Consider the following 7,935-nt stretch of genomic DNA (forward strand, 5'->3'; position numbering starts at 1 on the left):
CACCACTACTCTTCAGAACGTCGTCTTACAACTCGGTTACAGGAGTGTACCGCAGGGCAGCCCTTACATTCCTCTGGCAAATCTTCCGCGCCTTCGTTACTTCCTCCCGAGGCATCTTCTGGAAATGGCATGGATAAAGTATGGCCTTTTTTGTTTTCTCTTGGTTCTTCGTCAGCCTTTCTGATATGGCATTTGTGTTCCTCTAGGTCCTCAGTTAGGCTCTCGATATCTCCATGAATAATTGCTGCTTTCGGGCCTATTCTACGTTCAACATGCTTAGTGAACTCTTCCAGAAGCATGAGATGGTCAAGCTCTTTCTCAGTATCTGTCTCGAAGATAGTAACCTCTGAAACCATCGCGAAGGTGGTTTGAGATGTCCAGTCCTCAATTGACCTTACAACATTGTCCGGAACTGGCTTACTGCTTTCTTCTTGAAGGAATTCTAGGATTTGGGTTTCCCTTAATCCCATCTCCACAGCCCTGAAAATGGACTCCTCTGTAATCTGGAATGTACTGACCACATCAGTTTTGACTGGTTCACTGATGAGCATCAGTCTGTACAAATTGTAGTAGTTCATTTCTGTTGTGAATGCTGTTATTTCGAAGTTCGGTACGACAAAAAAGGTGTCTTGCCCCTCGTGATACTCCTTTTCCCTTCCATATATGACGTTTGCACCCATATCTGTCAATTTTATGGCATGGACAGTATCGCCTTGGTAGGCGGCTTCAACTATGCCGAGCAGAATCGGGGTCTCCAATGCCAACCTTACTCGTTCCTCGTCAACCTTTAGCCATTTTAGAGGCTGATTCTCTAGATAGAGTTCGCTGCGAATCCACTCGCGCAAATCGTCAACTCTTATCCAGTCTCCTTCGTCTGCTTCTCGAAGGCGGCAAATAATCAGGTTTAGCGAGTATTCTGTTGGTTGGTCTGAAGATGCCCATATCGCCCGAGTCCGACCAAGAGCTGAAAGAAGAATTCTTCTGGAAACTCGTTCTTGATTCCCGTTGAATACTCGTTTGACATTGGCCGGCAATACATAATCATCTTCAGTCATTGTGTACGCGGTGGCTTTCTTTCCTACTTTCTGTACAATCTCAAATCGTTCTTCTGTTGATTCTGATAATCTTTCGATTATCTTCTCCATCTCTCTCTTTGGAAATTCCCATGAGCTGGTGAGTTTAACCTCATTCTTCGCAAAATATGAGACTGTTTGGAGAATATCAATAAGAAGCGTATCTCGCTGATTGACAAATTTGAAATTGTTCTCTGGTCTGTCGAGATTCTCTTCTGGTTTTTTCGAAAATAGTGCTCTGAGATGTGGAATGAAGAAGTCCATGATTTTGAATTCGGCTACTTCCCGCCCATATTCCGTAAGTCGACTCATAATTCTCCTAATGATGATTCCTTTTTTCCGAAGGTCCCGTTCGGTTTGATTGAGTTGTCCATAGCTGTAAATCCTTCTGAATGGCTTTAATCTATCATTTGACATTGCTCCGCCGCTCAAGCTCAGAATTCCCAAGAGATCCAACTCTTTCTTGGTAAATGTGTTGAATACTCTCTTGCGAGATTCTGGGTCCCGCATTTTTTCTGCAAGCAAATCCTTGAGCTCGTGAGTTGAAGAACTTCCACTAATGTCGATTCCCCAGTACTGACAAGCGACGATTAAGTCATCTCTGAACATATGCTCGAGTTCACTTTCTAGGCTTTCCTTAGTCATAGCAATATTCAGGCCCCTTGAAACTAACAAACTAACAACTATTGGTTTATCTTGCTTTCGGTCAGATATCCGAGTTGTAGATTGTGACGGCCGCATCATCCAATAAAAGAAGCACGATAGCGGATGCTGGGAGATACCTCTGATTCACGAAATCGGGTTATTTTTATTTCAATGTTTACAACCAAACTAAGAAGTGCGAAGAATGGAGCCCCTGCTTTGGTGTCTTAAGTATCGGCCCAAGAAGTGGGAAGATTTCAAAGGCAATGAGGTTGCCATTTCCCAGTTGAAAAACCTAGCAACCTCGGGTACTTTACCTAACATGATTTTCTATGGGCCCTTTGGAACAGGGAAAACCTCCGCAGCAGAGGTCTTCGCACGAGACATTCTTGGTAAGGATTTTCAGGCGAACTTCATGTCGCTAAATATTCGTGACATCCGGAATTTTCCTCTCTCGAAAGCTAAGAGGTCTCTGAGTACTATAGCGAGAATGGATCCAGAGGAACGGACGTATTTAGACGAGTACATGTCTCGAGTCTACAGTGAAGCAAAGGCCGAACTCAAGCTGAAAGGTGGTAGACGGAGACGCCCAAACCGTAGTCAGATGCTACATAAGGCAATTGAGATGTTTGCTTCTACCATTACAGTCAGTAATCGGTTGACAAAAATCCTGGTGTTGGATGAAGCCGATGCCCTAGACAACAATATGCAGCAAGCGCTACGTAGAACTATGGAAATCTACAATGATGCGTGCAGATTCGTTCTCATCACTCCTTCTCTAGCCGGTTGGAGTCCAGCCATAATTTCCCGCTGCCTATTATTGCGCTTTCCGAGAGGAAACCGAGACGCAATTGAGGAGGTGGTCAGTGATATTGCCGAGAAAGAGGGCGTGACTATCCAAGAAGATGCTATTGCTGCGATTTATCGAGAATCCTCCGGTGATTATAGACGAGCTATCAATCTTCTCCAGATGGCTTCTTCAGGCACATCTGCCCTGACAGAAGATGATGTATACGAATGTTCAGAAACGTATCTTAGCAAGTCGGTGAGCGAAGCCATAACAAAAGCCATTGATGGTTCCTTCATAAATGCAAGAAAGGAGATGGTAGACCTACTTGCAAGGGAAGGATACGAACCTGAGGAAATCATTGTTGAAATCCAAAGAGATTTGCTTAGGAGGCCATTTCCGAAGGCACAACTATATGAGATTCTAGCAAGGGTTGCGGAAATCGATTTTAGAATGACCCAGGCACGAAACCCATTTATCCAGCTTTCTGCTCTCCTTGGCTCAATTCAGAATTTGGCCTCCTCTGCGTGAATTCAGCCTATTTTGGGAATACTCGGTTTCACTGTGAGATGTTTCCTAAAATTTGCAATTTGATTTGGTGATAAATCCTGCACCTCATAAAGGAAACCTGCTGAGATTTCATCATCGCTCCTTGAAATCATGCCCTGCTCAAGAGCAAAAGTAAGAAGCCTCCTTATATCACTCGGTTTTCCATAGCGACATCTGAAGGACAGGTAATGCACGGCTTCTTCAATGTTCACATATTTCCCTTTCTTTCTAAAGAGATGCGCCAGTATCAACAAAACCTGTCGACCATTCATACTGTTCCAGACTCAAGCCATCCTTTAAGAGTTTAAGTCTGTTTACCCAATCTGGCGCGAAAATGAATATTGTTCCTAGTATGATTCACGGATATGGAGCATCTCAATTCGTTGACATGTTGCGTTCGGAGCTTAAACTCGAGCTAGATGACAGTATACGAATTTTGGGAGGGATGTCGAATCTTAATCTTCTGATTACTGATAGAAAGAAGCAGTACGTTGTGAAAATCCCCGCATTGCAACTTGAGTATCAAAAAAATCCATACGATATGCAATGGACTATACATGGAATTGCGTACCGCCACAGCCTATCCACTAGACCTGTAGCCAAGGGAACGCTTGGGAATGGGTTGCCTTATCTTGTTACCGAATATGAACAAGGAATCACAAAGACAAATCCACAATCGTTTCAAGAGGATGAATTAGCCCTTATTCGAAATGCTCAACGCAAATTCTCGCACATTGAAATTCCTGTTTCCTGTTATGATCACCCTACTGCTTACTTGAGCATGAAGAAGAACCACCTTGAACAGGTCAGCAATAACGACGAAAGTCATTCTTCGCCATTGTGCGATTTTCTTGAGAAGATGCGAGATTTCGGAACTAAGCTTGAAGAAGAAATGATAGAACTCCCCCGCTGGCCGAGTGACACGGTACATGGTGATCTGCGTCCGAGTAACGTGATTCTGAAAGAAAACTCGATTGTATTTGTCGATTTTGAAGAAACGTTTCGGGGCAACTCATTCTATGACTATGCATACTTCTTTGCTGAGCCAAAAGGAAGATACGAGGTTACCGTAGACAGCCCCTTAGTGAGAAATAGGGAAAACCTAGAGGCGATATTGAATCTCCTCCCTCTTGCGCTCTTCAGTTGTTTGATTTGGACCTTCACGAGATTAGTACATATTGAGATGAGTATCGTAGAAGAGAATCTTGCAAATCCAAGTGTTCGAACAGAGCTAATCAAGTACTTCAGACAGAAATCTGTACAGCTGGCTGATACTCTCGAAGTTGTTACATGAAGAATTTCTCTGGAGGTTTTTCCCATATGGCTTCTTCTTCAGATGCAATCACGTATTGATATCCTTGCTCAGTTAAGAACAGCTGTCGCTTCGAAGCGAAGTCTTGATCCTTTGTGTCTTTTGTAATAACGCTATAGAACCGTGCGAAGCTACCATCCTTTTTGGGTCTTAGTATCCTTCCGAGCCTCTGTGCTTCTTCCTGTCTGGACCCGAATGTCCCACTTACCTGTATAGCTACATTCGCATCAGGCAAGTCTAGAGCGAAGTTTGCAACCTTTGAGACCACGAGAACTTTGATTTCCTCTTTTTTGAATTTCCCATAGAGCTTCTGCCGCTTTGAGTTACTTGTTTTCCCGGTTATTATTGGTGCATCCAACAAATCTGCAATTTCGTGAAGCTGATCCAAATACATGCCAATTACGAGTACGTTATCATCAGCGTGGTATTCAACAAGTTTCTCTATGATATCTAGCTTTCTAGGATTCTCCGCGGCCAATCTATACTTCCGTCTATCCTCGGCCAATGCATACTTCTTCCGTAATTTCTCGGGCAAATCTATTCTTATTTCGTAACAAACAGCTGTTGCTATCCAACCTTGGTCTTCGAGCTGTTTCCATGGCATATCGAACCGTTTTGGACCTATAAGAGTGAACACGTCTTCCTCTCTTCCGTCTTCTCTGACCAGCGTTGCAGTCAGGCCTAACCTCCTTGTTGCTTGTATGGATGCAGTAGCTCTGAACACTGGAGCCGGGAGAAGATGTACTTCATCGTAGATGATGAGCCCCCAGTTCCTGGCCTCAAATACTTCGAAATGTTCAAAGTCTGCATCTCTGGATTTACGGTATGTGAGAATCTGATATGTTGCTACAGTGACTGGACGTACTTCTTTGATGTCTCCTGTATACTCTCCAATCTGGTCTGGTTCCAATGTGGTTTTGTCTATCAGTTCTTCAATCCATTGGTGTACAGCAACAACATTAGGACATAGGATGAGCGTCGATGTCTGAAGTCGTTCCATTGCTCCCATCCCGACCATTGTCTTTCCAGCTCCACATGGCAACACAACAACACCGGATCCCCCTCTGGGTCCACCCCCTGCATGGAATATAGATACAGCTTCTCTTTGATAGTCCCTTAAGCCCCACTCTTCTCCGTCTTCTGTCTCTTCAGTGAGTTCGAAATAGAGTGGTTCGCCTTCAATATATCCAGCGAAGTCCTCTACTGGGTAGCCAATTTCAATTAGTGCATGTTTAAGAAAACCACGTTCTGCGGGATCGACTCGCATGGTGGTTTCATCAATCCGACCAAGTAGGTGCTTTCGAACATTGTCGCTAGCCCATATCTGATCTGCTAAGTCTTCACTATCACACAGTAGTAGAAGGTCGAGATCCCCTTCGTAGAGAGAAAGCCTCCCATATCGGCCCATGTACTCCATTATTTCTCTGGAAACATTGCTGGGTATGGGATACTTGGCGTATTCTTCAAGTGCTTCCATAACTTTTTCCGGAGATAGACCGGTTGCAGCAGCGTTCCAGAGGCTTAATGGCGTTATTCTGTATGTGTGCACATATTCTGGCGATTTGACCAGTTCTGCGAATTGTGCTAATGCATCTCTTGCTTCTTCGTAGCGCGGATTATCGACTTCCAATAATATGGAACGGTCCGATTGAACTATCAATGGGTTTGCTGTGCTAGGCATTTGTTTACCTCTTGTTTTGGCGTAGTATCTCTGCTATCAATTACGTTCGGGGAATTTTCAAACGGAATTCGTAATGCCGCGTTAGTTTCGAGAGATAAATCCTTTGTAAACGGAATTCAAAAAACACGTGGAATGATTATGTGCGATACAAATAGCTATAAGAATAAGGAACGAATTAGGCCACTGCGTCGCAAGGGTAGGCATCGATGAACCTCGATTTTCTATCGGAATCTAAGAAGAGTCTCTATATGAACCCTCGAGTGATGGTTCTGGCTATTGATGCCATGCTTGTGATGCTCGGCTTTGGTCTAATTTCACCATCTCTGTCCTTCTATTTGATTGCTCTTGAAGGGGGGATAAATGAACCTCCTGGCCCTGGATACATGGTTCCATCAGAGGTTGTCGCAGAATTCTCTTTGATTCTTGGTGTGATGATGGCGGCATTCATGGCCACGCGAACCCTCCTTGCGCGGTATTGGGGCGGTGTTTCAGACAAACATGGACGTAAACCACTGCTGATCGCCGGTTTGACAGGATATGTTATCCTACTTCTTCTTTTTGGGTTAGCTCAGAACTGGATTCACCTAGTTCTCATCAGAGCGTTTCAGGGGGTTGTATCTGCTTCTGTCTGGCCAGTTGCTGAAGCCGCGCTTATGGATATAGTTGGTCCGAAACGCCGGGGTGAAGGATTAGGCCTTTACATGGTTGTATCAAATGTGGGTTTCATCATCGGCCCTGGTGTTGGAGGTTTGCTCTACAATTTTTGTCGTGACGTTTTACAGCTGTCAGTTCCCAATGTATTTCGTGTTCCGTACTTTATTGCAGCTGCAATTACTTTACCTTCAGTTATTCTTACGTACATCATATTACAGGAGACCGCACCAGGAAAAACTGGTGATGTAGTTGACGAACTCGCGGCTATCACTCCTGCTTCGTCAGAACCAGTCCCTGAAGAAATAGAGGGCCCTGAGACTGTTGATGAAATTCGTCCACATCGAAAGATGATGGTTCATGCTCTTTACATAATGTCTGCTGCAAATGGAATATCCATGGGGCTTGGACAGCCACTATTTCAGCTCTTCCTAATGAGTAAGATCACCACAGACATCGGTCTCATTGGTATCGTGATTTCGGGGGCTGGCGGAATCGGTATGCTTCTATCGATTCCAGCTGGAAGATACGCAGATGCGCATGGAAGAAAAGGTTTGGCAGTCTATGGGTCTCTTGCTTCGCGAGCAGGCTTCTTCTTGTTGCCTCTGACAAAGAATCTAGGGCAGAGTAGCACCGCTTGGGTAATCCAAGGAGCTTCTAGAGCGGCTTCACAGCCGGCTCTTCGCGCAATTCAAGCTGATATTGTTCCTTGGAAGCTAAGGGGGAAGCTCTTCGGTACTATTCAAGCATTTTTCAATGCCGGCGCTACCATCGGGCCTCTTGCAGGAGGGTTACTGTTCTCTTTCTTTTCTCTGCTTACACTCCAACTGGGTATCTTCACAATCGATGGCATAGTGGTTCCTTTCTGGATAGCCGCAGCGGTAGGAATCTTTGGAGCCTTCATGCTTTGGCGTTATGTAGAGGAAACACATCCTGTAAAGATAGCTGAAACTGATGAAGAGAATGATCCTGTAATGGATCCAACATAAATCCGTATTACAAAATATCTACGAAACTCATTCAATATCTTGAATCCAACTGAGCTTCATAATAACAAATAGTACTATCTATCGACTATAACTGGCGTTCCCCTACCTATTCGACAGATGCTTTCTTAGTTAAGCTATGAAACTGTCTCTGCAGGCACTCATTCAACCTGTCGAAGGGTAACCTTGGATACGCCAGGTATCTTCTTGAGACTGTCCTCAAGTTCCTTCAGCGTAACTACTAGTTGGTCGGG

Annotated in this window: 6 protein-coding genes; 3 read left to right on the forward strand and 3 right to left on the reverse strand. The window is 44.4% G+C overall.

Annotated elements, in window-relative coordinates:
• Positions 1-5: 5 nt before the first annotated feature.
• Entirely contained in the window at positions 6-1,817 is a 1,812-nt protein-coding gene (locus tag GF309_16320; GenBank protein ID MBD3160346.1) for a hypothetical protein, read from the reverse strand.
• Between the two features lie 103 nt (positions 1,818-1,920).
• Here GF309_16320 and GF309_16325 point away from each other — a divergent pair, with 103 nt between their 5' ends.
• Positions 1,921-3,033, forward strand: a complete 1,113-nt coding sequence (locus GF309_16325) for an AAA family ATPase (protein ID MBD3160347.1) — start codon at positions 1,921-1,923, stop codon at positions 3,031-3,033.
• A gap of 2 nt (positions 3,034-3,035) precedes the next feature.
• On the opposite strand, the gene GF309_16330 is transcribed toward GF309_16325, so the two are convergent.
• The gene (locus GF309_16330) at positions 3,036-3,323 is read right to left on the reverse strand and encodes a DUF2240 family protein (protein MBD3160348.1); all 288 of its coding nucleotides are present in this window, start codon (positions 3,321-3,323) and stop codon (positions 3,036-3,038) included.
• Positions 3,324-3,385: 62 nt separating this feature from the next.
• Here GF309_16330 and GF309_16335 point away from each other — a divergent pair, with 62 nt between their 5' ends.
• Positions 3,386-4,345: a phosphotransferase gene (locus GF309_16335; GenBank protein MBD3160349.1), complete on the forward strand. Its 960-nt coding sequence runs from the start codon at positions 3,386-3,388 to the stop codon at positions 4,343-4,345.
• On the opposite strand, the gene GF309_16340 is transcribed toward GF309_16335, so the two are convergent.
• On the reverse strand, positions 4,338-6,044 hold the full coding sequence (locus GF309_16340) for a helicase (protein ID MBD3160350.1): 1,707 nt from the start codon (positions 6,042-6,044) through the stop codon (positions 4,338-4,340). The genes GF309_16335 and GF309_16340 overlap by 8 nt on opposite strands.
• A 206-nt stretch (positions 6,045-6,250) precedes the next feature.
• On the opposite strand from GF309_16340, the gene GF309_16345 reads away from it, so the two are divergent.
• Positions 6,251-7,684 (forward strand): MFS transporter, encoded by a 1,434-nt coding sequence (locus GF309_16345; GenBank protein MBD3160351.1) that lies wholly within the window; start codon positions 6,251-6,253, stop codon positions 7,682-7,684.
• The last annotated feature ends 251 nt before the right edge of the window (positions 7,685-7,935 follow it).

It is taken from the genome of Candidatus Lokiarchaeota archaeon (genome assembly GCA_014730275.1).
Lineage (GTDB): Archaea > Asgardarchaeota > Thorarchaeia > Thorarchaeales > Thorarchaeaceae > WJIL01.